Source organism: Pseudomonas sp. 05N36 (assembly GCF_056397385.1).
This window is the reverse complement of record NZ_JBFTNH010000010.1, coordinates 132,955-158,222: the sequence shown is the minus strand read 5'-3', so window position 1 is coordinate 158,222 and position 25,268 is coordinate 132,955. Positions and strand designations below refer to the sequence as shown.

The 25,268-nt window shown below is 58.8% G+C and carries 30 protein-coding genes; 12 read left to right on the top strand and 18 right to left on the bottom strand.

Features of this window, described 5'->3' with window-relative positions; genetic code table 11:
- Window positions 1–374: 374 nt before the first annotated feature.
- A complete protein-coding gene (icd, locus tag AC1DIH_RS15095; RefSeq protein WP_054597846.1) occupies window positions 375–1,631 on the top strand; it encodes an NADP-dependent isocitrate dehydrogenase in 1,257 nt (418 codons plus the stop codon).
- Window positions 1,632–1,711: 80 nt separating this feature from the next.
- On the opposite strand, the gene cspD is transcribed toward icd, so the two are convergent.
- Window positions 1,712–1,975: a cold shock domain-containing protein CspD gene (cspD, locus tag AC1DIH_RS15090; RefSeq protein ID WP_477772271.1), complete on the bottom strand. Its 264-nt coding sequence runs from the start codon at window positions 1,973–1,975 to the stop codon at window positions 1,712–1,714.
- Between the two features lie 222 nt (window positions 1,976–2,197).
- Here cspD and clpS point away from each other — a divergent pair, with 222 nt between their 5' ends.
- Window positions 2,198–2,560 (top strand): ATP-dependent Clp protease adapter ClpS, encoded by a 363-nt coding sequence (gene clpS / locus AC1DIH_RS15085; RefSeq protein WP_477772270.1) that lies wholly within the window; start codon window positions 2,198–2,200, stop codon window positions 2,558–2,560.
- 29 nt (window positions 2,561–2,589) lie between these two features.
- Window positions 2,590–4,860, top strand: a complete 2,271-nt coding sequence (clpA, locus tag AC1DIH_RS15080) for an ATP-dependent Clp protease ATP-binding subunit ClpA (RefSeq protein ID WP_427537189.1) — start codon at window positions 2,590–2,592, stop codon at window positions 4,858–4,860.
- Between the two features lie 243 nt (window positions 4,861–5,103).
- Here the strand turns inward: clpA and infA are convergent, their stop codons facing one another.
- The 4 genes from infA to trxB all read right to left on the bottom strand — a co-directional run bounded on the left by infA (window position 5,104) and on the right by trxB (window position 7,894).
- Window positions 5,104–5,322, bottom strand: a complete 219-nt coding sequence (gene infA, locus AC1DIH_RS15075) for a translation initiation factor IF-1 (protein WP_002553999.1) — start codon at window positions 5,320–5,322, stop codon at window positions 5,104–5,106.
- Window positions 5,323–5,433: 111 nt separating this feature from the next.
- A complete protein-coding gene (locus AC1DIH_RS15070) occupies window positions 5,434–6,141 on the bottom strand; it encodes an arginyltransferase (protein WP_477772269.1) in 708 nt (235 codons plus the stop codon).
- Between the two features lie 58 nt (window positions 6,142–6,199).
- On the bottom strand, window positions 6,200–6,880 hold the full coding sequence (gene aat, locus AC1DIH_RS15065; protein WP_477772268.1) for a leucyl/phenylalanyl-tRNA--protein transferase: 681 nt from the start codon (window positions 6,878–6,880) through the stop codon (window positions 6,200–6,202).
- Between the two features lie 63 nt (window positions 6,881–6,943).
- Window positions 6,944–7,894 (bottom strand): thioredoxin-disulfide reductase, encoded by a 951-nt coding sequence (trxB, locus tag AC1DIH_RS15060; protein WP_477766027.1) that lies wholly within the window; start codon window positions 7,892–7,894, stop codon window positions 6,944–6,946.
- Window positions 7,895–8,223: 329 nt separating this feature from the next.
- On the opposite strand from trxB, the gene ftsK reads away from it, so the two are divergent.
- From ftsK to cysG, 6 genes are all read left to right on the top strand, one after another.
- Window positions 8,224–10,629: a DNA translocase FtsK gene (gene ftsK / locus AC1DIH_RS15055; protein ID WP_477772267.1), complete on the top strand. Its 2,406-nt coding sequence runs from the start codon at window positions 8,224–8,226 to the stop codon at window positions 10,627–10,629.
- A gap of 58 nt (window positions 10,630–10,687) precedes the next feature.
- Window positions 10,688–11,311 carry an outer membrane lipoprotein periplasmic chaperone LolA gene (gene lolA / locus AC1DIH_RS15050; RefSeq protein WP_477772266.1) on the top strand — a complete coding sequence of 208 codons (624 nt, stop codon included), beginning with the start codon at window positions 10,688–10,690 and terminating at the stop codon, window positions 11,309–11,311.
- 165 nt (window positions 11,312–11,476) lie between these two features.
- The gene (locus tag AC1DIH_RS15045) at window positions 11,477–12,802 is read left to right on the top strand and encodes a replication-associated recombination protein A (protein ID WP_020723510.1); all 1,326 of its coding nucleotides are present in this window, start codon (window positions 11,477–11,479) and stop codon (window positions 12,800–12,802) included.
- Window positions 12,799–13,173 (top strand): fluoride efflux transporter CrcB, encoded by a 375-nt coding sequence (gene crcB, locus AC1DIH_RS15040; RefSeq protein WP_019689843.1) that lies wholly within the window; start codon window positions 12,799–12,801, stop codon window positions 13,171–13,173. The genes AC1DIH_RS15045 and crcB overlap by 4 nt, the downstream gene beginning before the upstream one ends.
- A gap of 16 nt (window positions 13,174–13,189) precedes the next feature.
- On the top strand, window positions 13,190–14,470 hold the full coding sequence (serS, locus tag AC1DIH_RS15035) for a serine--tRNA ligase (RefSeq protein ID WP_054597838.1): 1,281 nt from the start codon (window positions 13,190–13,192) through the stop codon (window positions 14,468–14,470).
- On the top strand, window positions 14,471–15,865 hold the full coding sequence (gene cysG / locus AC1DIH_RS15030; RefSeq protein ID WP_477772265.1) for a siroheme synthase CysG: 1,395 nt from the start codon (window positions 14,471–14,473) through the stop codon (window positions 15,863–15,865).
- A 134-nt stretch (window positions 15,866–15,999) separates the two neighbouring features.
- Here cysG and AC1DIH_RS15025 read toward each other — a convergent pair whose 3' ends face one another.
- From AC1DIH_RS15025 to AC1DIH_RS14990, 8 genes are all read right to left on the bottom strand, one after another.
- A complete protein-coding gene (locus AC1DIH_RS15025) occupies window positions 16,000–17,001 on the bottom strand; it encodes a glutathione S-transferase family protein (protein WP_477772264.1) in 1,002 nt (333 codons plus the stop codon).
- Window positions 17,002–17,089: 88 nt separating this feature from the next.
- The gene (locus AC1DIH_RS15020; protein WP_477772263.1) at window positions 17,090–18,091 is read right to left on the bottom strand and encodes a glycosyl transferase family protein; all 1,002 of its coding nucleotides are present in this window, start codon (window positions 18,089–18,091) and stop codon (window positions 17,090–17,092) included.
- A complete protein-coding gene (locus AC1DIH_RS15015) occupies window positions 18,088–18,423 on the bottom strand; it encodes a TusE/DsrC/DsvC family sulfur relay protein (RefSeq protein ID WP_054597834.1) in 336 nt (111 codons plus the stop codon). Before AC1DIH_RS15015 ends, AC1DIH_RS15020 begins: the two co-directional genes overlap by 4 nt.
- On the bottom strand, window positions 18,420–18,719 hold the full coding sequence (gene tusB, locus AC1DIH_RS15010; protein WP_477772262.1) for a sulfurtransferase complex subunit TusB: 300 nt from the start codon (window positions 18,717–18,719) through the stop codon (window positions 18,420–18,422). The genes AC1DIH_RS15015 and tusB overlap by 4 nt, the downstream gene beginning before the upstream one ends.
- Complete coding sequence (gene tusC, locus AC1DIH_RS15005) at window positions 18,719–19,081, bottom strand: sulfurtransferase complex subunit TusC (RefSeq protein ID WP_103316437.1); 363 nt, start codon at window positions 19,079–19,081, stop codon at window positions 18,719–18,721. Before tusC ends, tusB begins: the two co-directional genes overlap by 1 nt.
- 2 nt (window positions 19,082–19,083) lie before the next feature.
- The gene (tusD, locus tag AC1DIH_RS15000; protein WP_477772261.1) at window positions 19,084–19,476 is read right to left on the bottom strand and encodes a sulfurtransferase complex subunit TusD; all 393 of its coding nucleotides are present in this window, start codon (window positions 19,474–19,476) and stop codon (window positions 19,084–19,086) included.
- 87 nt (window positions 19,477–19,563) lie between these two features.
- Entirely contained in the window at window positions 19,564–19,893 is a 330-nt protein-coding gene (locus AC1DIH_RS14995; RefSeq protein ID WP_477772260.1) for a DUF6388 family protein, read from the bottom strand.
- Between the two features lie 59 nt (window positions 19,894–19,952).
- Complete coding sequence (locus AC1DIH_RS14990; RefSeq protein ID WP_019689854.1) at window positions 19,953–20,201, bottom strand: hypothetical protein; 249 nt, start codon at window positions 20,199–20,201, stop codon at window positions 19,953–19,955.
- 194 nt (window positions 20,202–20,395) lie between these two features.
- On the opposite strand from AC1DIH_RS14990, the gene AC1DIH_RS14985 reads away from it, so the two are divergent.
- Window positions 20,396–20,734 carry a hypothetical protein gene (locus tag AC1DIH_RS14985; protein ID WP_427534135.1) on the top strand — a complete coding sequence of 113 codons (339 nt, stop codon included), beginning with the start codon at window positions 20,396–20,398 and terminating at the stop codon, window positions 20,732–20,734.
- 11 nt (window positions 20,735–20,745) lie between these two features.
- Here the strand turns inward: AC1DIH_RS14985 and AC1DIH_RS14980 are convergent, their stop codons facing one another.
- On the bottom strand, window positions 20,746–21,189 hold the full coding sequence (locus tag AC1DIH_RS14980) for a GNAT family N-acetyltransferase (RefSeq protein WP_477772259.1): 444 nt from the start codon (window positions 21,187–21,189) through the stop codon (window positions 20,746–20,748).
- A 314-nt stretch (window positions 21,190–21,503) separates the two neighbouring features.
- Between AC1DIH_RS14980 and AC1DIH_RS14975 the strand changes: the two genes are divergently transcribed.
- Window positions 21,504–22,139: a lytic polysaccharide monooxygenase auxiliary activity family 9 protein gene (locus tag AC1DIH_RS14975; protein WP_477772258.1), complete on the top strand. Its 636-nt coding sequence runs from the start codon at window positions 21,504–21,506 to the stop codon at window positions 22,137–22,139.
- Window positions 22,140–22,457: 318 nt separating this feature from the next.
- Window positions 22,458–22,649, top strand: coding sequence for an SPOR domain-containing protein (locus tag AC1DIH_RS14970; RefSeq protein WP_477772257.1), 192 nt, complete (start codon window positions 22,458–22,460; stop codon window positions 22,647–22,649).
- Window positions 22,650–22,730: 81 nt separating this feature from the next.
- On the opposite strand, the gene AC1DIH_RS14965 is transcribed toward AC1DIH_RS14970, so the two are convergent.
- The 4 genes from AC1DIH_RS14965 to AC1DIH_RS14950 form a co-directional block, all read right to left on the bottom strand.
- A complete protein-coding gene (locus AC1DIH_RS14965; protein WP_477772283.1) occupies window positions 22,731–22,931 on the bottom strand; it encodes a hypothetical protein in 201 nt (66 codons plus the stop codon).
- A gap of 91 nt (window positions 22,932–23,022) precedes the next feature.
- Window positions 23,023–23,736 (bottom strand): SOS response-associated peptidase family protein, encoded by a 714-nt coding sequence (locus AC1DIH_RS14960; protein WP_477772256.1) that lies wholly within the window; start codon window positions 23,734–23,736, stop codon window positions 23,023–23,025.
- A gap of 28 nt (window positions 23,737–23,764) precedes the next feature.
- Entirely contained in the window at window positions 23,765–24,418 is a 654-nt protein-coding gene (locus AC1DIH_RS14955; protein WP_477772282.1) for a TetR/AcrR family transcriptional regulator, read from the bottom strand.
- Window positions 24,405–25,256: a 3-hydroxybutyryl-CoA dehydrogenase gene (locus AC1DIH_RS14950; RefSeq protein ID WP_477772255.1), complete on the bottom strand. Its 852-nt coding sequence runs from the start codon at window positions 25,254–25,256 to the stop codon at window positions 24,405–24,407. Before AC1DIH_RS14950 ends, AC1DIH_RS14955 begins: the two co-directional genes overlap by 14 nt.
- Window positions 25,257–25,268 lie beyond the last annotated feature (12 nt).

Sequence of the window (25,268 nt, the reverse complement as noted above, 5' to 3'; positions counted from 1 at the left end):
GGGTGCATCAGTCGAGCGTCAAGCGGGTGGACTGCGGTAACAGTCCAGCTTTAATCAGGCGGAAAGTCTCGTCTTAGAGAGGTCCGCCTGCGTGACCCTGCGGTCAGCGGCGGCATTATACATAGGTAGCTGGCAATCTGCCGATGGTTCATATGCAACGATTCTCGTCCATTGGTCTAAAGGTCGCAGGCGTGCGTGGGGCGTAGAGTCGTCCACCGTGCTTGAGTTTGGCGCTTTTCCCTTTGCTTTCAGGCTTGTACGTCGCGAACTGTGCGGCTTTGCGGCAGATCGATGGAACATAGGGTTTGCGTGCCGATTCAACTGGGGTACGCTCGGACGAAGCCAGATGTTCAATCCAAACAATGGAGTTCAGCATGGGATACAAGAAGATTCAGGTTCCAGCAGTCGGCGACAAAATCACCGTCAATGCAGACCATTCTCTCAATGTTCCTAACAACCCGATCATCCCTTTCATTGAAGGTGATGGTATTGGCGTTGATATCAGCCCGGTCATGATCAAGGTTGTCGATGCTGCTGTTAAGAAGGCTTACGGCGGCGAGCGCAAAATTTCCTGGATGGAAGTCTACGCCGGGGAAAAAGCGACTCAGGTTTACGATCAGGACACCTGGCTGCCTCAGGAAACTCTGGATGCAGTCAAGGATTACGTGGTTTCCATCAAGGGCCCGCTGACCACGCCGGTCGGTGGCGGTATCCGTTCCCTCAACGTTGCGCTGCGTCAGCAGCTCGACCTTTATGTGTGCCTGCGCCCTGTGCGCTGGTTCGAAGGCGTGCCCAGCCCGGTCAAGAAGCCTGGCGACGTCGACATGACGATCTTCCGCGAGAACTCGGAAGACATCTATGCCGGTATCGAATGGAAGGCCGGTTCGCCAGAGGCGACCAAGGTCATCAAGTTCCTTAAAGAAGAAATGGGCGTTACCAAGATCCGTTTCGACCAGAATTGCGGTATCGGCATCAAGCCGGTTTCCCTGGAAGGCACCAAGCGTCTGGCACGCAAGGCCCTGCAATACGTTGTCGACAATGATCGCGATTCGCTGACCATCGTCCACAAAGGCAACATCATGAAGTTCACCGAAGGTGCCTTCAAGGAGTGGGCCTACGAAGTGGCCGCTGAAGAATTCGGCGCAACCCTGCTCGACGGCGGCCCGTGGATGCAGTTCAAGAACCCRAAAACCGGCAAGAACGTCATCGTCAAGGATGCCATCGCCGACGCCATGCTCCAGCAGATCCTGCTGCGCCCGGCTGAATACGATGTGATCGCGACCCTGAACCTGAACGGTGACTACCTGTCCGACGCCCTGGCGGCTGAGGTGGGTGGTATCGGTATCGCGCCAGGTGCCAACCTGTCCGACACCGTGGCGATGTTCGAAGCCACCCACGGCACTGCACCGAAGTACGCCGGCAAGGACCAGGTCAACCCGGGGTCGTTGATTCTGTCTGCTGAAATGATGCTGCGTCACATGGGCTGGACCGAAGCGGCCGACCTGATCATCAAGGGCACCAACGGCGCAATCTCGGCCAAGACCGTGACCTATGACTTCGAACGTCTGATGGAGGGCGCCAAACTGCTGTCTTCTTCCGCGTTCGGCGATGCGCTGATCTCGCACATGTAAGCTGATGTGCGTTAAATAAAAAACCGGCCGACTCAAGTGATGAGTCGGCCGGTTTTTTTATGTCTCTAAGTTTGGTGGTATCAGCCCAACACACGCTCGTGCTGGACGGTCGTTGCAGGCGCGGGCGCATTGGCCTTTACTGAAACTGAGTCGATGTTGATCGCGTGCAGGCCTTTGGGGCCCTGGATGATCTCGAAACTCACGGGTTGGCCTGCTTTCAAGGTCTTGTAGCCGTCCATTTTAATGGCCGAGTAGTGGGCAAAGAGATCTTCGTCCTTGCCGTCCTCGTTGATGAAGCCATATCCCTTGGCATTGTTGAACCACTTGACCTTACCGCTAGCCATGCTCATATCCCTCTGCAACAGACTCCATCACTGGAGTATCATCCAGTTAATCCGCATCAACCCTGAAATGGGTTGACCGTGCGGACCTTTTTTACCCACCGTGGGCTCTATTGGTTGTAACACTGATTTGCCGATAGTCAAGGTGACCAAGCAGTCGGGGTTGAAAAGCTCTGGGGCCGTCCCCACCACTGTATTCAGCTCAACTAACGAACCTTTCTTTCCATGCATGCTATCAGCCAGATTCGACTAACATTCAATCAGGATCGCCCTGATTTACACGACGACGATTCAGCAGGCATTGCTGTACAGGAGGCTAAGCCTGTGTTACAGGCGCCGCCGATGTACAAGGTGGTTTTGTTCAATGATGACTACACACCGATGGATTTCGTCGTCGAAGTGCTCGAGGTGTTTTTTAACCTGAATCGCGAGCTGGCGACCAAGGTCATGCTGGCCGTTCACACAGAAGGACGGGCAGTATGTGGAGTGTTTACCCGCGACATCGCCGAGACCAAGGCCATGCAGGTCAACCAGTACGCCAGGGAAAGCCAGCATCCGCTACTCTGTGAAATCGAGAAGGACGGTTAACGCCGACCACTTGGGTATGAGGTGAAGCTATGTTAAACCGCGAGCTCGAAGTCACCCTCAATCTCGCCTTCAAGGAGGCGCGTTCGAAACGTCATGAGTTCATGACCGTCGAACACCTCCTGTTGGCTCTATTGGATAATGAGGCAGCCGCCACCGTTTTGCGTGCGTGCGGTGCAAACCTCGACAAACTCAAGCATGACCTGCAGGAGTTCATCGACTCCACCACGCCTTTGATCCCCCTTCATGACGAGGATCGCGAAACCCAGCCAACCCTGGGCTTCCAGCGTGTACTGCAACGTGCTGTCTTTCATGTACAGAGCTCGGGCAAACGCGAAGTAACTGGCGCCAACGTGCTGGTTGCAATCTTCAGTGAGCAAGAGAGTCAGGCGGTGTTCCTGCTGAAACAGCAGAGCGTTGCACGCATTGATGTCGTCAATTACATCGCTCATGGCATTTCGAAAGTGCCAGGGCATGGCGAACACTCTGAAGGTGAGCAAGATATGCAGGACGACGAGGGCGGTGAGTCTTCTTCTTCAGGCAATCCTCTGGATGCATATGCCAGCAACCTCAACGAACTGGCGCGCCAGGGTCGTATCGACCCATTGGTCGGGCGTGAAATGGAAGTTGAGCGTGTCGCGCAGATTCTGGCGCGGCGGCGCAAAAACAATCCGTTGCTGGTCGGCGAGGCAGGTGTGGGTAAAACCGCAATTGCCGAAGGTCTGGCCAAGCGCATAGTCGATAATCAGGTGCCTGATCTGTTGGCCAATAGCGTGGTTTATTCGCTCGATCTGGGCGCGTTGCTCGCTGGGACCAAGTACCGCGGCGATTTCGAGAAGCGCTTCAAGGCGCTGCTCAATGAGCTGAAAAAACGTCCGCAAGCGATCCTGTTCATCGACGAGATCCACACCATTATTGGTGCGGGTGCCGCCTCTGGCGGTGTCATGGATGCTTCGAACCTGCTCAAGCCGCTGCTGTCGTCGGGTGATATCCGTTGCATCGGCTCGACCACGTTCCAGGAATTCCGTGGGATCTTCGAAAAAGACCGTGCTCTGGCACGGCGCTTCCAGAAGGTCGATGTGTCGGAGCCTTCGGTCGAAGACACCATTGGTATCCTGCGCGGTCTCAAGGGGCGTTTCGAACTCCATCACAACATCGAATACAGTGATGAAGCCCTGCGCGCCGCTGCCGAACTGGCATCGCGCTACATCAATGACCGGCATATGCCGGACAAGGCCATCGACGTCATCGACGAGGCGGGCGCCTATCAGCGTCTGCAGCCAATCGAGAAGCGTGTGAAACGCATCGAAGTGCCTCAGGTCGAGGACATCGTGGCGAAGATCGCGCGGATTCCGCCAAAACACGTCACCAGCTCCGATAAAGAGCTGCTGCGTAACCTTGAGCGCGATCTGAAGTTGACGGTGTTTGGCCAGGATGCGGCGATCGATTCCTTGTCGACCGCGATCAAGCTGTCCCGTGCCGGACTGAAGTCGCCTGACAAGCCAGTCGGTTCGTTCCTGTTTGCCGGCCCTACGGGTGTCGGTAAAACCGAAGCGGCCCGGCAACTGGCCAAGGCGTTGGGGATCGAGCTGGTTCGCTTCGATATGTCCGAGTACATGGAGCGTCACACCGTTTCGCGCTTGATCGGTGCACCTCCAGGCTACGTCGGGTTCGATCAGGGCGGCCTGCTGACTGAAGCGATCACCAAGCAGCCCCACTGCGTGCTGTTGCTCGATGAGATCGAGAAGGCGCATCCGGAAGTCTTCAACCTGCTGTTGCAGGTCATGGACCACGGTACGCTCACCGATAACAACGGGCGCAAGGCGGATTTCCGTAACGTGATCGTCATCATGACGACCAACGCCGGTGCCGAAACCGCAGCTCGGGCTTCTATCGGCTTCGCGTATCAGGATCACTCTTCCGACGCGATGGAAGTGATCAAGAAGAGCTTCACGCCGGAATTCCGTAACCGTCTGGACACCATTATCCAGTTTGGTCGCCTCAGTCATGAGGTCATCAAAAGCGTGGTGGACAAGTTCCTTACCGAACTGCAGGCGCAGCTGGAAGACAAGCGTGTACTGCTCGAGGTCACCGACGCTGCACGCAGTTGGCTGGCGGCCGGTGGTTACGATGCGACCATGGGTGCGCGACCAATGGCGCGCTTGATCCAGGACAAGATCAAGCGTCCGCTGGCGGAGGAGATTCTCTTTGGCGAACTGGCCGAGCATGGCGGTGTGGTGCACATCGACATCAAGGATGGCGAGTTGACCTTTGAGTTCGAGACCACGGCAGAAATGGCCTGACATTAACCGCGATAAAGCAAAAGGCGCCGAAAGGCGCCTTTTTGCTGTTTGGTGTAATGGTGATTTGCGCATATCTCCTGTGGGAGCGAGCCTGCTCGCGATAGCGGTGGGTCAGGCTGCATCAATGTCGGGTGTGAAACCGCCATCGCGAGCAGGCTCGCTCCCACAATGGATTGAGGGCGCCTGTCAAATCCAGGGCAAACAAAAACGCCCGGCAGAGCCGGGCGTTTTGTATTGACTTGATTAACGAGCGCGGTAAGTGATCCGCCCTTTGCTCAAATCATAGGGCGTCAGCTCGACGCGCACTTTGTCACCGGTAAGAATACGAATGTAGTTCTTGCGCATCTTGCCGGAAATATGCGCGGTTACGACGTGCCCATTTTCCAACTCCACACGAAACATGGTGTTGGGCAGGGTGTCGACGACAGTGCCTTCCATTTCGAAGCTGTCTTCTTTCGACATGCAGTAAAGCCCTCGGTATCCAATGAATGGCCCGGTGCAACTGCGCCAGGCAAAAGCGGCGTGCATTGTGCCCGAAAAATGGGGTTTAAGCCAAGGGCTTTAGGGCTGAACCTAGTTCAGTACCACCCAGCGCTGATTAATCAGCAGCTCTATGGGGCGATATTGGGTCTTGTAGTTCATTTTCTTGCAGTTTTTGATCCAGTATCCGAGGTAGACCGCTTCCAGTCCCAGGCGCCGGGCTTCGTTGATCTGCCAGAGAATCGCGTAACGGCCCAGGCTGCGGCGATCTTCTTCGGGCTCATAGAAGGTGTAGACCGCCGACAAGCCGTTGGGCAGCAGATCCGTCACGGCGATCGCCAGCAGACGTCCCTCGAGGCGGAACTCGTAGAAGCGCGAAAACGGCAGGTCGCGGACCAGAAAGGTTGAAAACTGATCGCGGCTGGGCGGGTACATGTCGCCATCGGCGTGGCGTTGCTCGATATAGCGCTGGTAAAGGTCGAAATATTCTTCGCTGAAACCCGGTTTGGCCGGGCGAACCTGCAGGTCGGCATTGCGTTTGAAAATACGTTTCTGCTGACGGTTAGGTGAAAACTGCGCAACGGGAATGCGCGCAGGCACACACGCATTGCAATTTTGGCAATGCGGCCGGTACAGGTGGTCGCCACTGCGACGAAAACCCATTTCCGACAGGTCTGCATAGACATGCACATCCATGGGCTGGCTAGGGTCGAGGAACAGCGTGGTGGCCTGTTCATCGGGCAGATAGCTGCAAGAGTGGGGCTGAGTGGCATAAAACTTGAGGCGCGCCAACTCGGTCATGAATCAACCCTCGGGAATAGCTGTTCAATTAAGTGTAAGCCACGGCTGCAAAAATCGCTCAGCAAACCCATGTGGCACGGCTGGGTTGATCAAGATGTTGCTGAAGATAACCGGCAAACTCGCGACGAGGGATCGCCCGGGCACCCAGGCTGTGCAGATGACCGGTCGGCATCTGGCAGTCGATCAGCACGAAACCGGCGTCCTTGAGGTGATTGACCAGCGTGGCGAAGCCGACTTTGGAGGCGTTGTCGGCGCGGCTGAACATCGATTCACCGAAAAACAGCCGACCCATGGCCAGGCCATAGAGCCCGCCCACCAACACCCCTTGGTCCCAGACCTCGACCGAGTGGGCGTATCCGCGAGCGTGTAGCTCCATGTAGGCGGTTTGCATCGCTTCGGTGATCCAGGTGCCGTCGGCATACTCCCGCGGAGCTGCACAGGCGCGTATGACGGCAGGGAAGTCCTGGTCGAACGTCACGTCGTAGCGCTTTTGGCGCAACAGCTTGCCGAGGCTGCGAGAAACATGCAGTTCGTCGGGAAACAATACGGTGCGTGGATCCGGTGACCACCACAGGATCGGTTGGCCCTCCGAAAACCACGGGAAACAACCGTGGCGGTAAGCCTGGATCAGCCGATCGGCGCTCAGGTCGCCGCCGGCGGCAAGCAGGCCGTTGGGGTCGCGCATGGCTTTTTCCAGCGGCGGGAATTTCAGGGAGTCGCGTTGTAACCAGGTCAGCATGGTATCCAGGCTTGCAGAAGGGGAGGGCAGCGATGGGTCGGTGCCCACCGCAATGAAGGTATATCAGTTGTCATCGAGGTATTTTTCAGCGTCGAGTGCCGCCATGCAGCCGGCACCGGCGGAAGTCACCGCCTGACGGTAGACGTGGTCGGCCACATCGCCAGCGGCAAACACCCCTTCGATCTCGGTGGCGGTGGCATTGCCTTCGCTGCCGCCACGGACTCGCAGGTAACCGTTATGCATCTCCAGCTGGCCCTGGAACAGGTCGGTATTGGGTTTATGGCCAATGGCGATGAATACGCCGGTCAGCTCCAGGTCTTTCATCTCGCCGGTCAGGCTGTCGCGCAGGCGCGCACCGGTAACGCCGCTGGCATCGCCCAATACCTCTTCAAGGTTCTGGTTCCAGTGCAGGCGGATGTTGCCATTTTTGGCGCGTTCGAACAGTTTGTCCTGAAGGATCTTCTCGGAGCGCAGTTTGTCGCGACGATGAATCAGGTGTACTTCCTTGGCAATGTTGGCCAGGTACAGGGCTTCTTCAACGGCCGTGTTGCCGCCGCCAATCACCGCGACCACTTGATTGCGGTAGAAAAAGCCATCGCAGGTGGCGCAGGCGGAAACGCCTTTGCCGGCGAAGGCGTCTTCGGAGGGCAGTCCCAGGTATTGTGCCGAGGCGCCGGTCGCGATAATCAGCGCATCGCAGGTGTAGGTGCCGCTGTCGCCGGTAAGCCGGAACGGCCGCTGCTGCAACTCTGCGGTGTGAATGTGGTCGTAGACGATCTCGGTGTCGAAACGCTCGGCGTGTTTTTGCATGCGCTCCATCAGCACCGGGCCGGTCAGGCCTTCAACATCGCCTGGCCAGTTGTCGACTTCAATGGTGGTGGTCAATTGACCGCCAGCTTGCAGGCCCGTGATAACGGTTGGCTTGAGGTTGGCGCGAGCTGCATAAACGGCGGCGCTGTAACCGGCAGGGCCGGAACCCAGAATGATCAGGCGTGAATGCTTAGCTTCGCTCATAAAAACACCTCATAAGCCTTTGTCACAAAAGAGAATGCATGCTCAAATTGAAGCGCGCGCAACGTACTTTTGGCTATGCTACACCTTAGCTGCTCTGGCGTGGCATCGTGCGGGCAAACCCGTACAATGCCGGTCTGTATCGGGATGTTCCGAAATCTTCGTTATAAAAGATCGCTGTCTTCGGCATCTCCTACGGTTTCAGATTTCGATGTCAGAGTGTTAAAAGTAGTCTCTGTTGCGCCCGTTAACTTTGTTACCTGCCCGGAGTGGGCAGTTTTTTGTAGTCAATCAACAGTTGGACGCGCTACAGGCGCAGGAAAAGACGCGTTTTGAAGAAATCCACCGCAGCACCTAAAACAGTAGTTCCACTTTGGCGTCAGCATCTGCACTACCGGCTCAAGGAAGGTGCACTGATCGCCATCGGTGCCTTGTGCCTGTTCCTGATGATGGCCTTGCTGACCTATGGCAAGGACGATCCGGGCTGGAGTCATAACAGCAAAATCGACGATGTACAGAACTTCGGCGGGCCGGCCGGCTCTTACAGCGCCGATATCCTGTTCATGGTGCTGGGTTACTTTGCCTATATCTTCCCGCTGTTGCTGGCGATCAAGACATACCAGATATTCCGCCAACGCCACGAACCGTGGCAGTGGAGCGGCTGGCTGTTTTCATGGCGCCTGATCGGCCTGGTGTTTCTGGTGCTGTCGGGCGCAGCCCTGGCGCATATCCATTTCCACGCCCCGACCGGTTTGCCGGCCGGCGCCGGCGGTGCATTGGGTGAAAGCCTGGGCGATCTGGCGAAGAACGCGCTGAATATCCAGGGCAGCACCCTGATGTTCATCGCGCTGTTTCTGTTCGGCCTGACCGTGTTCACCGACCTCTCGTGGTTCAAGGTGATGGACGTCACCGGCAAGATCACCCTCGACCTGTTCGAACTGTTCCAGGGGGCCGCCAATCGCTGGTGGGCTGCGCGCACCGAGCGCAAGCAACTGGTTGCGCAATTGCGTGAAGTCGACGATCGGGTACACGACGTCGTGGCTCCGACCGTGCCCGACAAACGCGAGCAAGCCAAGGTCAAGGAGCGCCTGATCGAGCGTGAGCAGGCCCTGAGCAAGCACATGTCCGAGCGCGAGAAGCAGGTTCCGCCGGTGATTGCTCCAGCACCGCCGAAAGCGCCGCTGCCAAGCAAACGCGTCGAGAAAGAGAAACAGGCGCCGCTGTTCGTTGACAGCGCGGTGGAAGGCACCTTGCCGCCGATCTCGATCCTCGACCCGGCGGAAAAGAAACAACTCAACTATTCGCCTGAGTCGCTGGCTGCGGTTGGTCATCTGCTGGAAATCAAGCTCAAGGAATTCGGCGTCGAAGTCTCGGTGGATTCGATTCACCCGGGCCCGGTGATTACCCGTTACGAGATTCAACCGGCGGCCGGGGTAAAAGTCAGCCGTATCTCCAACCTGGCCAAAGACCTTGCGCGTTCGCTGGCAGTGACCAGTGTGCGGGTGGTGGAAGTGATTCCCGGCAAGACCACGGTCGGCATCGAGATTCCCAACGAAGACCGGCAGATCGTGCGCTTCTCCGAAGTGTTGTCGACGCCGGAATACGATGACGCCAAGTCCCCGGTCACCCTGGCCCTGGGCCATGACATCGGCGGCAAGCCGGTCATCACCGACCTGGCAAAAATGCCTCACCTGCTGGTAGCCGGTACCACCGGTTCCGGTAAGTCGGTGGGTGTGAACGCGATGATCCTGTCGATCCTGTTCAAGTCGGGCCCGGAAGACGCCAAGCTGATCATGATCGACCCGAAAATGCTTGAACTGTCGATCTACGAAGGCATTCCGCACCTGCTGTGCCCGGTGGTCACCGACATGAAGGACGCCGCCAACGCATTGCGCTGGAGCGTGGCCGAGATGGAGCGCCGCTACAAGCTGATGGCGAAGATGGGCGTGCGTAACCTGTCGGGCTTCAACCAGAAGGTCAGAGAGGCGCAGGAAGCCGGTACGCCGCTGACAGATCCGTTGTACAACCGCGAAAGCATCCACGACGAAGCGCCGCTGCTGACCAAGCTGCCAACCATCGTGGTGGTGGTCGACGAATTTGCCGACATGATGATGATCGTCGGCAAGAAGGTTGAAGAGTTGATTGCGCGGATCGCCCAGAAAGCCCGTGCGGCTGGTATTCACTTGATCCTCGCGACCCAGCGTCCGTCGGTGGATGTGATCACCGGTCTGATCAAGGCCAACATTCCGACCCGTATGGCGTTCCAGGTATCGAGCAAGATCGACTCGCGGACCATCATCGACCAGGGTGGCGCCGAGCAGTTGCTGGGTCACGGTGACATGCTCTACATGCCACCGGGCACCAGTCTGCCGATTCGGGTTCACGGCGCGTTCGTTTCCGACGATGAAGTTCACCGGGTGGTTGAAGCCTGGAAACTGCGCGGCGCACCGGAGTACAACGACGACATCCTCAACGGTGTCGAAGAGGCGGGCAGTGGCTTTGAAGGCAGCAGCGGTGGCGGCGACGATGATGCTGAAACCGACGCGCTCTATGACGAAGCGGTGCAGTTCGTGCTGGAAAGCCGCCGCGCCTCGATCTCTGCGGTTCAGCGCAAGCTGAAGATCGGCTACAACCGCGCTGCGCGCATGATCGAAGCCATGGAAATGGCCGGGGTCGTGACCTCCATGAATACCAACGGTTCGCGCGAAGTGCTTGCACCAGGCCCTATGCGCGACTGACCGGTGCCGCGTGAGATCACGCGGCACGCCATTCAAGCGAACATCAAAGAGGACTCCCATGCGTCTTATCCGCATGTTGCTGCTGCCGGTACTGGCTTTAACCACGCTCTCGGCCCACGCCGATGACAAGGACGTGGCGCGTCTGACTCAGTTGCTCGAAAAGTCGCAGACCCTGACCGCACGTTTCTCTCAGCTGACCCTCGATGGCAGCGGTACTCAGTTGCAGGAAACCGCTGGCGAGATGTCGTTGCAGCGTCCGGGCCTGTTCTACTGGCACACCGATGCACCACAAGAACAGCTGATGGTGTCGGATGGCCAGAAGGTTTCCCTGTGGGACCCTGATCTGCAACAAGTCACCATCAAGAAGCTTGATCAGCGCCTGACCCAGACTCCAGCCCTGTTGCTGTCCGGTGACGTGTCGAAAATCAGCCAGAGCTTCGCCATCACATCCAAGGAAGCCGGCGGCGTGATCGACTTCACGCTCAAGCCCAAGACCAAGGACACGCTGTTCGACAGCCTGCGCCTGTCGTTCCGCAACGGCATGGTCAATGACATGCAAATGATCGACAGCGTCGGCCAGCGCACCAATATCCTGTTCACCGGAGTCAAGGCCAACGAGCCGATTCCGGCCTCCAAGTTCAAGTTCGACATCCCCAAGGGTGCGGATGTGATCCAGGAATAAGACAAAACCTGTGGGAGCGAGCCTGCTCGCGAAGAGGGAGTGTCAGTCACCATCAATGTTGTCTGGCACACCGCATTCGCGAGCAGGCTCGCTCCCACAGGGATTGCGGTGTTTAACACTTTGGCGGGTCGGCATCAGGACCCAGTAGAGGTTTCATAAGTAGTGATGGACCTGTTTCGCAGTGCCCCGATAGCTCAGCCCTTGGCCGCCCGTTTACGTGCGGCCAACCTGGACGAGTACGTCGGTCAGGAACACCTGTTGGCCCGCGGCAAGCCGTTGCGCGAGGCGCTGGAGCAGGGTGCCTTGCACTCGATGATTTTCTGGGGGCCGCCGGGCGTGGGTAAAACCACCCTGGCGCGGCTGCTCGCGGAAGTCTCGGATGCGCACTTCGAAACGGTCTCGGCGGTGCTGGCCGGGGTCAAGGAGATCCGCCAGGCGGTGGAAGTTGCCAAGCAGCAGGCCGGGCAATATGGCCGTCGAACCATTCTGTTCGTCGACGAAGTGCATCGCTTCAACAAGTCGCAACAAGATGCCTTTCTGCCGTACGTCGAGGACGGCACGCTGATTTTCATCGGCGCGACCACCGAAAACCCATCCTTTGAACTGAACAACGCACTGCTGTCCCGTGCGCGCGTCTACGTGCTCAAGAGTCTCGACGAAACCGCGCTGCACAAACTGGTGCAGCGGGCCTTGACCGAAGAGCGCGGCCTGGGCAAGCGTCAGCTGAGCCTTGGCGATGACGGTTTCAAGATGCTGCTCAGCGCCGCTGACGGTGACGGCCGGCGTCTGCTGAACTTGCTGGAGAACGCCTCCGACCTGGCCGAAGACGGCACGGAAATCGGCGTCGAGCTGCTGCAAAGCCTGCTCGGTGACACCCGGCGACGTTTCGACAAGGGCGGCGAAGCGTTTTACGACCAGATCTCTGCGCTGCACAAATCGGTTCGTGGTTCCAACCCGGACGGCGCACTGTACTGGTTCGCGCGGATGCTCGACGGTGGCTGTGATCCGTTGTACCTGGCCCGGCGCGTAGTGCGCATGGCCAGCGAAGATATCGGCAATGCCGATCCGCGTGCCTTGAGCCTGTGCCTGGCGGCGTGGGATGTGCAGGAGCGGCTGGGCAGCCCCGAAGGCGAGTTGGCGGTCGCGCAGGCGATTACCTATCTGGCCTGTGCGCCGAAAAGCAACGCCGTCTATATGGGCTTCAAAGCGGCCATGCGCAGCGCTGCCGAGCACGGCTCGCTGGAAGTCCCGCTGCATTTGCGCAATGCCCCGACCAAGTTGATGAAACAACTCGGTTACGGCGACGAATACCGTTATGCCCACGACGAGCCGGACGCTTATGCCGCCGGTGAAGATTATTTCCCGGAGGAGCTGGAACCGCAGTCGTTCTATCGTCCGGTACCGCGTGGCCTCGAATTGAAGATCGGCGAGAAGCTCAATCACCTTGCGCAGCTGGATCGCCTGAGCCCCAAACAGCGGAGAAAACCTTGATTCCCTTGATCGTTGCGGTCTCCGTCGGCGGTATTGCCGGCACCTTATTGCGTTTCGCTACCGGCAACTGGATCAACGCGAATTGGCCGCGGCACTTCTATACCGCTACGCTGACCGTTAATATCATTGGCTGCCTGTTGATCGGCTTTTTGTACGGCCTGTTTATGTTGCGCCCGGAAGTGCCGATTGAGGTGCGTGCCGGGTTGATGGTGGGCTTCCTTGGCGGCCTGACGACTTTTTCATCCTTTTCACTGGATACGGTGCGCTTGCTCGAAAGCGGGCAAGTGCCGCTGGCCCTGGGCTATGCGGCGATCAGCGTATTCGGCGGGCTGCTCGCGACGTGGGCTGGCCTATCCTTGACCAAACTTTGATAAACGAGAGACCGACATGCTCGATTCCAAACTGTTACGTAGCAACCTTCAGGACGTAGCGGACCGCCTGGCATCCCGCGGCTTCAGCCTGGATGTTGCGCGCATCGAAGCGCTGGAAGAACAGCGCAAGACCGTCCAGACCCGCACCGAAGCACTGCAGGCTGAACGTAACGCGCGCTCCAAATCCATCGGTCAGGCCAAGCAGCGCGGCGAAGACATCGCGCCGTTGATGGCCGACGTCGAGCGCATGGCGAACGAGCTGGGTATCGGCAAAGTCGAGCTGGACGAGATCCAGACCGAACTGGACTCGATCCTGCTGAACATTCCTAACCTGCCACACGAGTCGGTACCGATTGGTTCCGACGAAGACGGCAACGTCGAAGTGCGCCGCTGGGGCACGCCGACCACCTTCGACTTCGAGATCAAGGATCACGTCGCGCTGGGCGAGAAGTTCGGCTGGCTGGACTTTGAAACCGCAGCCAAGCTGTCCGGTGCCCGTTTCTCCCTGCTGCGTGGGCCGATTGCCCGCCTGCACCGCGCACTGGCGCAGTTCATGATCAACCTGCACACCACCGAGCATGGCTATGAAGAGGCCTACACGCCTTATCTGGTTCAGGCGCCGGCCTTGCAGGGCACCGGTCAACTGCCGAAGTTCGAGGAAGACCTGTTCAAGATCAGCCGCGAAGGCGAAGCCGATCTGTACCTGATCCCGACTGCTGAAGTGTCACTGACCAACATCGTGGCTGGCGAAATCATCGACGCCAAACAGCTGCCGATCAAGTTCGTCGCCCACACCCCGTGCTTCCGCAGCGAAGCCGGTGCGTCGGGCCGTGACACCCGCGGGATGATTCGTCAGCACCAGTTCGACAAGGTCGAAATGGTCCAGATCGTTGAGCCGTCGACTTCGATGGAAGCGCTGGAAAGCCTGACCGCCAACGCCGAGAAAGTCCTGCAATTGCTGGAACTGCCATATCGTACCCTGGCGCTGTGCACCGGCGACATGGGCTTCAGCGCGGTCAAGACCTACGACCTGGAAGTGTGGGTTCCGAGCCAAGGCAAATACCGTGAAATTTCGTCGTGCTCCAACTGCGGCGATTTCCAGGCCCGTCGCATGCAAGCACGTTTCCGTAACCCGGAAACCGGCAAGCCTGAGCTGGTCCACACCCTGAACGGTTCCGGCCTGGCGGTCGGTCGTACCCTGGTGGCGGTGCTGGAGAACTATCAGCAGGCCGACGGTTCGATCCGTGTGCCAGCCGTGCTCAAGCCGTACATGGGCGGCCTTGAGGTCATCGGCTAAATGGAATTTCTGCCGCTGTTTCACAACCTGCGCGGCAGTCGTGTGTTGGTCGTCGGTGGAGGGGAGATTGCCTTGCGCAAATCCCGTCTGCTGGCCGACGCTGGCGCGCTGCTGCGGGTCGTTGCACCTGAGATCGAAGCCCAGCTGCGCGAGCTGGTGCAGGACAGTGGCGGCGAGCTGGTGTTGCGCGGCTATCGTGAGTCGGACCTCGACGGTTGCGGGCTGATCATTGCCGCCACCGACGACGAACCGCTGAATGCGCAAGTTTCCAAAGATGCTCATCGGCGCTGCGTGCCGGTCAACGTGGTGGACGCGCCTGCCCTGTGCAGCGTGATCTTCCCGGCGATCGTCGACCGTTCGCCGTTGGTGATTGCGGTGTCCAGCGGCGGCGATGCGCCGGTGCTGGCGCGGTTGATCCGCGCCAAGCTGGAAACGTGGATTCCCTCGACCTACGGCCAATTGGCCGGGTTGGCAGCGCGTTTTCGCCATCAGGTCAAAGGTCTGTTCCCGGATGTGCAGCAGCGTCGGGCGTTCTGGGAAGAGGTGTTCCAGGGGCCGATCGCGGATCGTCAACTGGCCGGGCAGGGCGCTGAAGCCGAGCGTTTGCTGCTGGCGAAAATCAACGGCCAATCCCCCAATGCTCCAGGTGAGGTGTATCTGGTCGGCGCGGGGCCGGGTGATCCGGACCTGCTGACATTCCGCGCCTTGCGGCTGATGCAGCAAGCCGATGTGGTGCTGTATGACCGTCTGGTGGCACCGGCGATTCTTGAACTGTGCCGTCGTGATGCCGAGCGGATCTATGTCGGTAAACGACGTGCCGATCACGCCGTACCTCAGGACCAGATCAACCAGCAATTGGTCGACCTGGCCAAACAGGGCAAGCGTGTCGTGCGGCTGAAGGGCGGTGATCCGTTCATCTTTGGCCGTGGTGGCGAAGAAATCGAAGAACTGGCGGCCCACGGCATTCCGTTCCAGGTCGTGCCGGGCATTACCGCTGCCAGCGGTTGCGCAGCCTACGCCGGGATTCCGTTGACCCACCGTGATTACGCGCAGTCGGTGCGTTTTATCACCGGCCACCTGAAGGACGGTACCTCGGATCTGCCGTGGAGCGATCTGGTCGCACCCGCGCAAACCCTGGTGTTTTACATGGGACTGGTGGGGCTGCCGATCATCTGCGAACAACTGATCAGGCACGGTCGTTCGGCGGACACGCCGGCGGCGTTGATCCAGCAGGGCACGACGCCGAATCAGCGCGTCTTCACCGGCACGCTGGCCGATCTTCCACAACTGGTGGCGGAGCATGAAGTGCATGCGCCGACATTGGTGATTGTGGGAGAGGTGGTGCAACTTCGCGAGAAACTCGCGTGGTTTGAAGGCGCCCAGTCGCAAGTCTGAACACCGAGTTGCCCTCATCGCGAGCAGGCTCGCTCCCACATTTGATCTGTGTTTGGCCATGAATCTGTGGCTGAACGCGGTTCAGTGTGGGAGCGAGCCTGCTCGCGATGGGGCCCTCAAAACCTGCATAAACCTCAGGTCTTGCGCCAAACCCCTTTCCCGCTCAACCGCTCCCGATCATGCGCAGTGGTGAAATCCTGCGCCGGTCCCTTCGGCACAATGCCGGTCGGATTGATCGTGCGATGGCTCGCGTAGTAGTGCCCCTTGATGTGGGCAAAGTCCACGGTGTCGCTAATCCCCGGCCACTGATACAGCTCGCGTAGCCAGTTCGACAGGTTCGGGTAATCGGCGATCCGCCGCAGGTTGCACTTGAAGTGGCTGTAATACACCGCGTCGAAGCGAATCAGCGTGGTGAACAGGCGAATGTCCGCCTCGGTCAGGTATTCGCCGGTCAGGTAGCGCTTTTCACCCAAGCGGTTTTCCAGCCAGTCGAGTTCACTGAACAGCTCATCAAATGCTTCTTCATAAGCCGTTTGCGAGGTGGCAAACCCGGCGCGATACACGCCGTTGTTCACCGCCGGATAAATCCGCGCATTCAGCTCATCGATTTCAGCGCGCAAGGGTTGCGGGTAGAAGTCCAGGCCATTGCTGGTCAGACCGTCGAAGGCGCTGTTGAACATGCGGATGATTTCCGCCGATTCGTTGCTGACGATGCGCTTTTGCAGGTTATCCCACAGCACGGGCACCGTTACGCGGCCGGTGTAGTCGGCGGTATCGGCGGTGTAGCGCTGGTGCATAAACGTGAGGTGGTCGAGCTTGTCGCCCGTGGAGCCGAAGGCCTTGTCGAAGGTCCAGCCGTTTTCCAGCATCAGCCAGCTGACCACCGACACATCGACCAGGCTTTCCAGGCCTTTGAGCTTGCGCAGAATCAGCGTGCGGTGCGCCCAGGGACAGGCGAGCGAGACATAGAGGTGATAGCGGCCGGCTTGTGCGGGGAAGCCGCCTTCACCGCTGGGGCCGGGTTTGCCGTCAGCGGTCAGCCAGTTACGGCGCTGCGCTTGTTCGCGCTGGAACGCGCCGTCCTTGCTGCTTTCGTACCACTGATCACGCCATTGCCCTTCAATCAGCAAACCCATCTTGAACTCCAAAGTCGTTAAACGTTGGAGTTGAGTCTATTCCGATCCCTTCGAACAAAAAGCGCAAAGGTTGAGCGTTAATGATCGATTAAATAGATTTGTCGCGAGCATCCCAGAACTGCTGAGCCTTGACGAAGGCTTCATCACGCGGTGTACCGAGACCGCGCAAGGCCAGGGCCATGGTCGAAATCAGCGCCATTTGCGGATAGCTGTCGACCACGTCACCGCGCCATACGGCCTTTAAGTGTTCCGGGTCCAGGCTCGCCGGTTTGACGTGGCGTTGCGCCGACAGCTGCGGCCATTCCTCGTCCCAGCTTTGACCGCCAGTGGTGCCGTACAAGTGACTATCGGCATCCGGGTTGATCTCGATCTCACCGCCATCGCCCTTGATCACGATCGCGTTATCGCCCAGCAAGCCGCTGGCGTCGCGGTGCACGCCCTGATAGCCGGGGTGGAAGATGCTTTGCAAGCCACAGCGTGCGCCCAGCGGGTTGAGAATCCGCGCCAGCGAATGGATCGGCGAACGCAGGCCGAGGGTGTTGCGCAGGTCGATCATCCGTTGCAGTTGCGGCGCCCAGTCGCCCAGCGGGATGAACGCCAGATTGCCTTGTTCCAGCGCCTCACCCACTTGTTGCCAGTTACGGCACAGCGGGATCTGCAATGGTTCGAGCAGTTGCTCGCTGTACAGCCGCCCGGCGGTATGCGCGCCACCGCCGTGCATCAGGATCCGCACACCGTTTTGCGCCAGGCACTTGGCCGCCAGCAGGTACCACGGCAGGTGGCGCTTCTTGCCGGCGTAGGTCGGCCAGTCCAGGTCGACTGCCAGCGCTGGCGCGTTCAGCCGCTCGCGCAAGGCCTCGGTGAAACCCGCCAGCTCTTCCGGGCTCTCTTCCTTGTGCCGCAACAGCATCAGGAAGGCGCCGAGTTGAGTGTCCTCGACCTTGTCGTCGAGCAGCATGCCCATGGCCTCGCGGGCCTCTTCGCGGGTCAGGCTGCGGGCGCCGCGTTTGCCTTTGCCGAGAATCCGCACGAACTGCGCGAAAGGGTGTTCGGCAGGTGTTTCAGTGATCAGTGGGGCGAAATCGGTCATAGACAATTCGTCGGTTTGGGCAGGCCCGCCAGCTTGGCGGCAAGTTTGGCGGGAGTGCCTTTGAACAATCGATTCAGGTGCAGGCTGTTGCCCTTGTCCGGGCCCAGCTTCAGCGCGGTGTATTTGATCAACGGGCGAGTGGCCGGCGACAGCTGGAACTCCTGATAGAAACCGCGCAGCAGCTCAAGGATTTCCCAGTGTTCGGGGCTCAGCTCCAGTTCTTCGGCGGCAGCCAGCGCGGTGGCGACTTCGGCGGACCAGTCACCGAGATCAACCAGGTAGCCGTCCTTGTCCAGATCGATGCGACGAGCGCCTACGGTGAGCGAATTCATAGCCAGCTGTTGACCTTGTCGTAGTGAATCGACAGTTCGACAAAGGCCGGATAGTCGACGCTTTTGACCCAGCTGGGCACGTGTATGCCGCGAGCCTGGACGTCTTCGTCGAGGACGAACAGACGCAAGGTTTCGCTTTGCGCTTGCAGTGCGCGGAGTGGCGCGGTGCCGGGCTGCAAGGCGTAGACCGCATCGCCACTGAGCAGAACGGCATCGCTCGCACCCAGCACGCGCAGGCAACTGGTCAGCCGGTTATCGGTAAAAGGCGAGTGAGACAACACATGCAAAGTCGACATCAGAGGGTGATCACTTGGTCATAACGGTCAATAACGGCCGAGATCTGTTCAGCGGCCAGTACGTGCAACGGTTCGAGGCTCAGGGCAGTCGGTTCCAGACCCCGTGCGGTTGCACTCTCGCCACACACGTACAGGTCTTCTATACCAAACAACCCAAGCGCCTGCAGGTTGGCGCTGAGGTCTTTTTGTTGCACGGCCTTGGCGTCCTGCCCGGTGGCGAGCTGGAACACGCCGTCATCGAGAAACAGCAGGCCGATCGGCAAATCGAAGGCGCCGCCGGCGAGTACGATATCCAGCGCTTCACGGGCACTTGGGCCAGACCAGGGCGCTTGCCGGCTGATAATCAGCAAGGATTTAGGCATGTTCATGGCCCTCCAAAACAGATCAGACGATCGGCGTCTTGTACCGCATCGTGCAACTGCCCGAGCCCGGACAGTTCCCACGGTGCACTGACATTGATTGCCGTGCGCTGATAACGCCTGGCTTCCGCTTCATCCAGTACACCACGACGCAACGCTGCAGCAATACACACTACGCCGTCGAGCTGGTGCTGGCTGACAAAGGTGCGCCATTGCAGCGCCAGGTCCTGCTCGTCCTGTGGCGTAACGACGTTGCTCGAGGCGTTGTAAACGCCGTCCTGATAGAAAAACAGCCGCACGATCTCGTGCCCACCGGCCAGCGCTGCCTGGGCAAACAGCAGGGCGCGGCGCGAGGAGGGCGCGTGTGCGGCGGAAAACAGCGCAATGGCGAACTTCATGGTGAACTCTGACAACAAACCTGCGGCCATGATAAAGCTTTATCGCCGGTGCGGCGAAGGGCGTTTAGGTGAGGGTGGCCGCTTTGATTAATTCTCAAGGCCATGCAGTTTGCGATATTCCTTCCAGTCCATGCCGGCCATTTGCGCCACTTCCTTGTGCACCTCCAGCCGCTGGGCTTCATAGTCCTCAACAGTCGCCACGGTCAATTGCAACGTCAACTCCCAGGCGAACAGGCCCAGACGCTCGGCCTCCGCCTCGTAGGCTTCATGCAGTCGTTCGTTGCGGTACTGCGCCATGGTTTCGCCTTTGGCCTGGGCGGCCAGAGGGTTCAGGTGATCGAGTTCTTCGCGTAACGCCGGTCGCGCATTGAGAAATCGTTGCAGCGCCAGTTCGTGCTGCGAGTCGATGGGGGCCATGGACTGTCCTTGTCGAAGGGAAAGCATGCACGTCTTGAGGGCGTTTGCCTTGACGCGGGTCAGGAGGTCTTTTTCTTGTTGGCTTTGGCCTCGGCGGCCAGGCACTCGAGCGCAAATTGCTCGGTATAGGTCATCTGGATCGGCGTGGTTTCACCTTTGACGGTTCTTTCGCCATCGAGGATGTAGCGAATGCGTTTGTCGGTCACGCCAATGCGTTTGGCGATCCACGACGGGGTCTGACCGATCTGGCTGATCAGCTTGTCGGCGTAGTCGGTGGAAGGTTTGTAGAACTCGGCATTGGGGGTCATGGGCTTTCCGGAGGAGTTGCTCGGCGCGACGCGCCAATTATGGCGCGACAGGGTGCGCGAATCGGCGCGGGCTGTCGCGAACTATATCAAGTAAAGCACGAAGCAGAGCGGCGCCATGAGGAAGAACCTTGCCAGGCGCTTCGGAGTAGCCGCTTGCGGTGATACAGTCAGCGTTTTGCGAATAAGGAAGCACAATGCGTATTTTGATGGTGGCGCTGGCTGGCGTGTTGCTGGCGGGTTGCGCGGGATCGACGATGAAAGAAGCGCGCTCCCAGAGCCCCTACAAGACGCTCGCTTCGAGCAAGCCCGATCTGGTCGTCGCCCAGTGCGTGCAGTTTGCCTGGCAGGACGAGGCGGTGTTCGGTGTCGACGCCAGCGGTTACCTGCAACCCGGCGAAACCGGTGGCTTCACCGTTTACACCCGTTCGGCCGAGGCCTTCATCGACGTGCAAGGCGGCGCATTGAAGTACTACGCCACTCAGGACAACTGGGTTGCCAAGCGCCGACTGGCAGCACTGGCAACCTGTCTGTGAGTCAGTGAGCGTCAGGTGTTTGGCTCAGCGGCCGTCAGGCGTTTCTGAAAAAAGAAGCGCTTGCTGCCCGGCGGGTAATCGGCAATCTGCCCAATCTCGGTAAACCCCAGCTTCTTGTAAAACTCCGGTGCCTGGAATTCGAAGGTGTCGAGGTAGATCCCAATGCAGTTCTTCTCCCGTGCCAGCTCTTCGGCCATGTGCATCAGCCGTGAGCCGGTGCCCTGTCCGCGTGCCTGCTCGGGCACCGACAACAGGTCGATGAACATCCACTGATAAAACAGTTTTGCGTAGAGCCCGCCGAGGATTTCGTTGGTCTGCTCATCACGAACCAGCAGGGCGATTTCCTGGTGGTGACCTTCGCCGGCATGGGCGATGTTGTAGGCGCGCAGGGGGTTGATAATCGCCTGGCGTTCTTCGGGTAGCGGGTTTTGCGATAACTCGATGCGCAGTTTCATTCGTGACGTCCTTGTAACGGTTTATTTGAGGGCAACCGATGCCGAGACTACCGCGTGTCGTTAATGAAGTGAATGCTTGTGGTGCGCAACCGTCCTGATGTGAATCGTTCTGATTGCGGGGTTGTGTTGTAGTACTTTTACCAGTCCCAGCGTAGGAATTCATACACTTAACTGTATGGATAACCAGTTATTGTTGGGTTTGGTGCGAACCCGCGATCGAAACGCGAAAAAAGCGGCCATGGACTTCACCTGTCATTCGGTTAGGTTGAAAGCGTTCCTCAGGAAGGAACGTTCTTAATCAACGGAGTGAAAAAATGAACAAGCCACAAACCCAAGCGCAACTCAAACATGGTCGTGTCACTACCCCTGCCAGCCGCGGCTCTGTCGCCATGGAGGTCGGTCTCCTGGAAGGGTGGCAGGTCAACGAAATGGAAGGCGGCAAGAACTTCCCGTCACTGACCGCCGGGCCTTTCCCCGCACCGTATCAGACGGACAGCGACAGCGTCGCACCGCCGGCTGATGGTTTTATTCTCAGTGGCGGCAAGGCTGATGCTCGTGATTGCATCAACTTCACCAACGAGGAAATGAGCAAAAAGCTCAACCGGCCATTTACCTGGCCACTGCTGAACGTGAACTCGGGCGAGACCTTTCATGTCACCTGGCAGTACACCGCGCCTCATACCACCCGCGGCTACAGCTGGTTCATCACCAAGGATGGCTGGGACCCGAAACAGCGCATCAGCCGTGCGCAACTCGAGGCCAAACCGTTCGCGGAAGACTTCTACACCCAGGTGCCTTATTACGCGCACAGCAGCGAACTCAAAGCCAAAGTCGAACATGAAGTGAAGTTGCCGGCAGGCAAGAAAGGCCATCACGTCATTGTGCTGCTATGGATTGTCGCCAACACCGGCAATGCGTTCTATCAAGCGTTCGACGTGGACTTCAAGTGAGGCCACGTTTGTAGTGTGATGCCTGACAGGTTCTAAAGGATTAGAACCGAAAGCCCGGCAGCGATGCCGGGCTTTTTTGATTTTTCACGGAGCCCTGGGGGGGACAAAAAAAAAGCAAAAAAAAGCCCGCGGGAGGGTGCGGGCCGAATGTTTCTTGAATGAGCGGCGAGGAATATAAGCGCTCTGCGTCGAAATCACTGTGAAAGATGTTTCATATCTAATGCCGGTCCATTCGACCGTTCGACCTATTCAGCCCACAGAACGCCAAACCGGGTGTAAGTTAGGTCCGGACCTGTCTGTACTTGAATGGAGGTGACTATGAACGCTCCGATGCTTAGCAAAATGCAGATGAACGGTTATCAAGTGGTCAGCATCAACAGCGGTCTCTGGAAGGTCTGTACCCGTAACGACCGGCTCGGGTCCTTTGGCAGCCGAGAGGAAGCGCTGGCTTACGCCGCGTCATTGCCTGCCCGTGCATCCAGAACGAAACCCGTTTCCAATACACAGTGAGGCGAGCATCTGGATGAGTGTGTCGGCCTTTCTTCCAGCTACCGCAAACAAAAAAGAGCCCGCGTTCAGCGGGCTCTTTTGTCAGGCGTTATCGGTCGACTGAGGTTTGCGTCGATCCTTGCCGGCAGGGTTGCCGGTGTTCAGAAGCCTTCTCTCCACCATTACATTTTCAAGTGCCTGGCGGTCTGAAGGTTGCAGCTGATGTTCCCTCTCTTTGAGCTCAAGCAGGATCGGGCTGGACCAAGTGCGATAGGTCCGCTCAGCCATTCGAATCGGGTTCATTTTCGTCTCCCAGACCAAGTGCTCGCTAACGGCGCGAAGCGTTTCCATACCGCGAAAATCCTAGTCGAGAAACCTCGGTGTCGCCACCCGATCAGCCATTGCTTTTGTGATCGCCACTGATGATCTTGCCGATCGGCGTGATGAGATCAGGTCTCTGGTTTCTCACATTGCCGATCGCCATATCCACCTTGAACCACTCGAAGGTTTCGGCAGGCTCGCCCTGGTGCAGCACCATCTGCTCGGCGCTCTCCTTGGGCATCGCCAGGTTGAGCCACTCGCGGGCCAACTCCGGTGACAGCACCACGGGTCGCCGATCATGCAGGTCGACCAGGCCACCGCCACTGTCTGCGGTGAAGATCACAAAACCATCGTCCTTCTTCGGTTCCCGGCCACCCGCAGGGTACTGACCAATGGCCGCGCAAAGTATGGGAGCGCGATCCCGGCGCCGGATAAGGTAAGGCTGTTTATTCGGGCCGCCTTCATAAACCCATTCGAACCAGTTATCGATGGGTATGATGGCGCGGTGCGGCCAGATCGCCCGGAAGAATGAGCCGTGTGCGACTTTCTCGACCCGGGTATTGATCGGGACAGAGTTGTCTTTCGACCAGGCCGGTCGCCATCCCCAGCGTACCCGGTCAGCGTGCAGGGTTTCGCCTTCGAGGTGGAAGAGCGCGACCTGGGTTGATGGTGCGACGTTGTACAGACCCAGAGGCTGGTCGCCCACAGTATTGACCAGGGGATTGGGCATGCTCAGCGCCGCGACGAAGTCGTGGATGCCTCGGTACTGCGAAAGTCTTCCACACATTGGAAAATCCTCCGGTGGAGCTTTCAGCTTAGCCGAGTCGCGCCCAGGGCGGAGGCGCCGCGAGCGGATCTAGTGTCTGAAGAACTGGCAGATCGCAGGAGGTATGGGCCAGCAAACCTGCAATGGCTCCGGTCAGCAGGTTCTCCAGCAATTCGTTGCGTTCCCGATCCTCCAGCGGGTGCAGCGCCAGCCAGCTGGGTGCGCTGTTGAGCATGCTGGCAATGGTGTGTCCGGCAGCCAGTAACCCTTGTTCACTGAATCGGGGCGAGGGACAGAGGATCATTAACAATTGCCGTTCGTAATGCTCCTGCAACTGCCGGACACGCGCTTGTTGATCCTCGTTCAGGCAACCGCTGTCGCGCTCCACCAGGCGAAAATGCCAGGGCATTTCCCGATGCAGGTTYAGGTGCGCATGGATGACGTTGTGCAGGCTGCTACGCAGGTCTCGCGGCTGTCGCTCGAGACGTCCGAGTGTTGCCAGTAGCTCCTCGTAGAACTCTTCGATCAAGTCGAGCAGCAAGTGCTGCTTGCTCGGGTAATGGTGATACAGCGAGCCTGGGGCAAGCCCCAGGAACGCTGCCAGCTCGCGCATGCCGACCTGGCCAAAACCCTTGCTGGCGAACAGCTCCAGGGCCTTGTCCCGGCTCTCGGCAAAGCGTGAGCAACGCTCAGCCATAGGTATGGAAACCACGGCCAGTCTTGCGCCCCAGATAACCGGCCGCGACTATTTCCTTGAGCAGCGGCGCGGGGCGGTACTTGCTGTCGTTGAAGCCGTCGTAGAAGGCCTGCATGATCGCCAGCAAGGTATCCAGGCCAATCAGGTCGGCCAGCGCCAACGGGCCTATCGGCTGGTTGCAACCCAGGCGCATGCCCGCATCGATGTCTTCGGCGCTGGCCAGGCCTTCCTGGAACACCAGGATCGCTTCATTGATCATCGGCACCAGAATCCGGTTCACCACGAAACCCGGACGGTTACCGGCGGTGATCGCGGTCTTGCCCAGCCGTTGCGCCAGTTCCAGAGCCAGGGTGTGCGTGGCGTCGCTGGTTTGCAGGCCGCGAATCACTTCGATCAACCCCATCACCGGCACCGGGTTGAAGAAGTGCAGGCCGATGAAGCGCGCCGGCGAACTGACACTGGCGGCGAGCTCGGTGATCGACAACGATGAGGTGTTGGAGGCAATCACGCAGTCGACGCTGACCTGAGCGGCGATCTGCTGCAGCACCCGCAGTTTCAGTTCAAGGTTTTCAGTTGCGGCCTCGATCACCAGTTGAGCATTGTGCAGGGTGGCGTAGTCGGTGCTGGTGCGGATCTTGTCCAATGCCGCGAGCTTTTGCTCCTCGGTCAGCGACGCCTTGGCGACCTGCCGGTCAAGGTTCTTGCCCACGGTCGCCAGCGCTTTTTGCAGGGCGCTGTCGGAGATGTCCAGCAAGGTCACGTTGAAACCGGCCAGTGCGCAGATTTGCGCAATGCCGTTGCCCATGGTGCCGGCGCCGATGACGCCAATGTTCTGCAGATTCATCGTCATGTCCTT

Bases quoted from the DNA above. Each gene is read 5' to 3' on its own strand.
- cspD (WP_477772271.1), bottom strand. From the start codon at position 1,975: ATGGCTAGCGGTAAGGTCAAGTGGTTCAACAATGCCAAGGGATATGGC.
- clpS (WP_477772270.1), top strand. From the start codon at position 2,198: ATGCATGCTATCAGCCAGATTCGACTAACATTCAATCAGGATCGCCCT.
- clpA (WP_427537189.1), top strand. From the start codon at position 2,590: ATGTTAAACCGCGAGCTCGAAGTCACCCTCAATCTCGCCTTCAAGGAG.
- infA (WP_002553999.1), bottom strand. From the start codon at position 5,322: ATGTCGAAAGAAGACAGCTTCGAAATGGAAGGCACTGTCGTCGACACC.
- AC1DIH_RS15070 (WP_477772269.1), bottom strand. From the start codon at position 6,141: ATGACCGAGTTGGCGCGCCTCAAGTTTTATGCCACTCAGCCCCACTCT.
- aat (WP_477772268.1), bottom strand. From the start codon at position 6,880: ATGCTGACCTGGTTACAACGCGACTCCCTGAAATTCCCGCCGCTGGAA.
- trxB (WP_477766027.1), bottom strand. From the start codon at position 7,894: ATGAGCGAAGCTAAGCATTCACGCCTGATCATTCTGGGTTCCGGCCCT.
- lolA (WP_477772266.1), top strand. From the start codon at position 10,688: ATGCGTCTTATCCGCATGTTGCTGCTGCCGGTACTGGCTTTAACCACG.
- AC1DIH_RS15045 (WP_020723510.1), top strand. From the start codon at position 11,477: ATGGACCTGTTTCGCAGTGCCCCGATAGCTCAGCCCTTGGCCGCCCGT.
- serS (WP_054597838.1), top strand. From the start codon at position 13,190: ATGCTCGATTCCAAACTGTTACGTAGCAACCTTCAGGACGTAGCGGAC.
- cysG (WP_477772265.1), top strand. From the start codon at position 14,471: ATGGAATTTCTGCCGCTGTTTCACAACCTGCGCGGCAGTCGTGTGTTG.
- AC1DIH_RS15025 (WP_477772264.1), bottom strand. From the start codon at position 17,001: ATGGGTTTGCTGATTGAAGGGCAATGGCGTGATCAGTGGTACGAAAGC.
- AC1DIH_RS15020 (WP_477772263.1), bottom strand. From the start codon at position 18,091: ATGACCGATTTCGCCCCACTGATCACTGAAACACCTGCCGAACACCCT.
- AC1DIH_RS15015 (WP_054597834.1), bottom strand. From the start codon at position 18,423: ATGAATTCGCTCACCGTAGGCGCTCGTCGCATCGATCTGGACAAGGAC.
- tusB (WP_477772262.1), bottom strand. From the start codon at position 18,719: ATGTCGACTTTGCATGTGTTGTCTCACTCGCCTTTTACCGATAACCGG.
- tusC (WP_103316437.1), bottom strand. From the start codon at position 19,081: ATGCCTAAATCCTTGCTGATTATCAGCCGGCAAGCGCCCTGGTCTGGC.
- tusD (WP_477772261.1), bottom strand. From the start codon at position 19,476: ATGAAGTTCGCCATTGCGCTGTTTTCCGCCGCACACGCGCCCTCCTCG.
- AC1DIH_RS14995 (WP_477772260.1), bottom strand. From the start codon at position 19,893: ATGGCCCCCATCGACTCGCAGCACGAACTGGCGCTGCAACGATTTCTC.
- AC1DIH_RS14990 (WP_019689854.1), bottom strand. From the start codon at position 20,201: ATGACCCCCAATGCCGAGTTCTACAAACCTTCCACCGACTACGCCGAC.
- AC1DIH_RS14985 (WP_427534135.1), top strand. From the start codon at position 20,396: ATGCGTATTTTGATGGTGGCGCTGGCTGGCGTGTTGCTGGCGGGTTGC.
- AC1DIH_RS14980 (WP_477772259.1), bottom strand. From the start codon at position 21,189: ATGAAACTGCGCATCGAGTTATCGCAAAACCCGCTACCCGAAGAACGC.
- AC1DIH_RS14975 (WP_477772258.1), top strand. From the start codon at position 21,504: ATGAACAAGCCACAAACCCAAGCGCAACTCAAACATGGTCGTGTCACT.
- AC1DIH_RS14970 (WP_477772257.1), top strand. From the start codon at position 22,458: ATGAACGCTCCGATGCTTAGCAAAATGCAGATGAACGGTTATCAAGTG.
- AC1DIH_RS14965 (WP_477772283.1), bottom strand. From the start codon at position 22,931: ATGAACCCGATTCGAATGGCTGAGCGGACCTATCGCACTTGGTCCAGC.
- AC1DIH_RS14960 (WP_477772256.1), bottom strand. From the start codon at position 23,736: ATGTGTGGAAGACTTTCGCAGTACCGAGGCATCCACGACTTCGTCGCG.
- AC1DIH_RS14950 (WP_477772255.1), bottom strand. From the start codon at position 25,256: ATGAATCTGCAGAACATTGGCGTCATCGGCGCCGGCACCATGGGCAAC.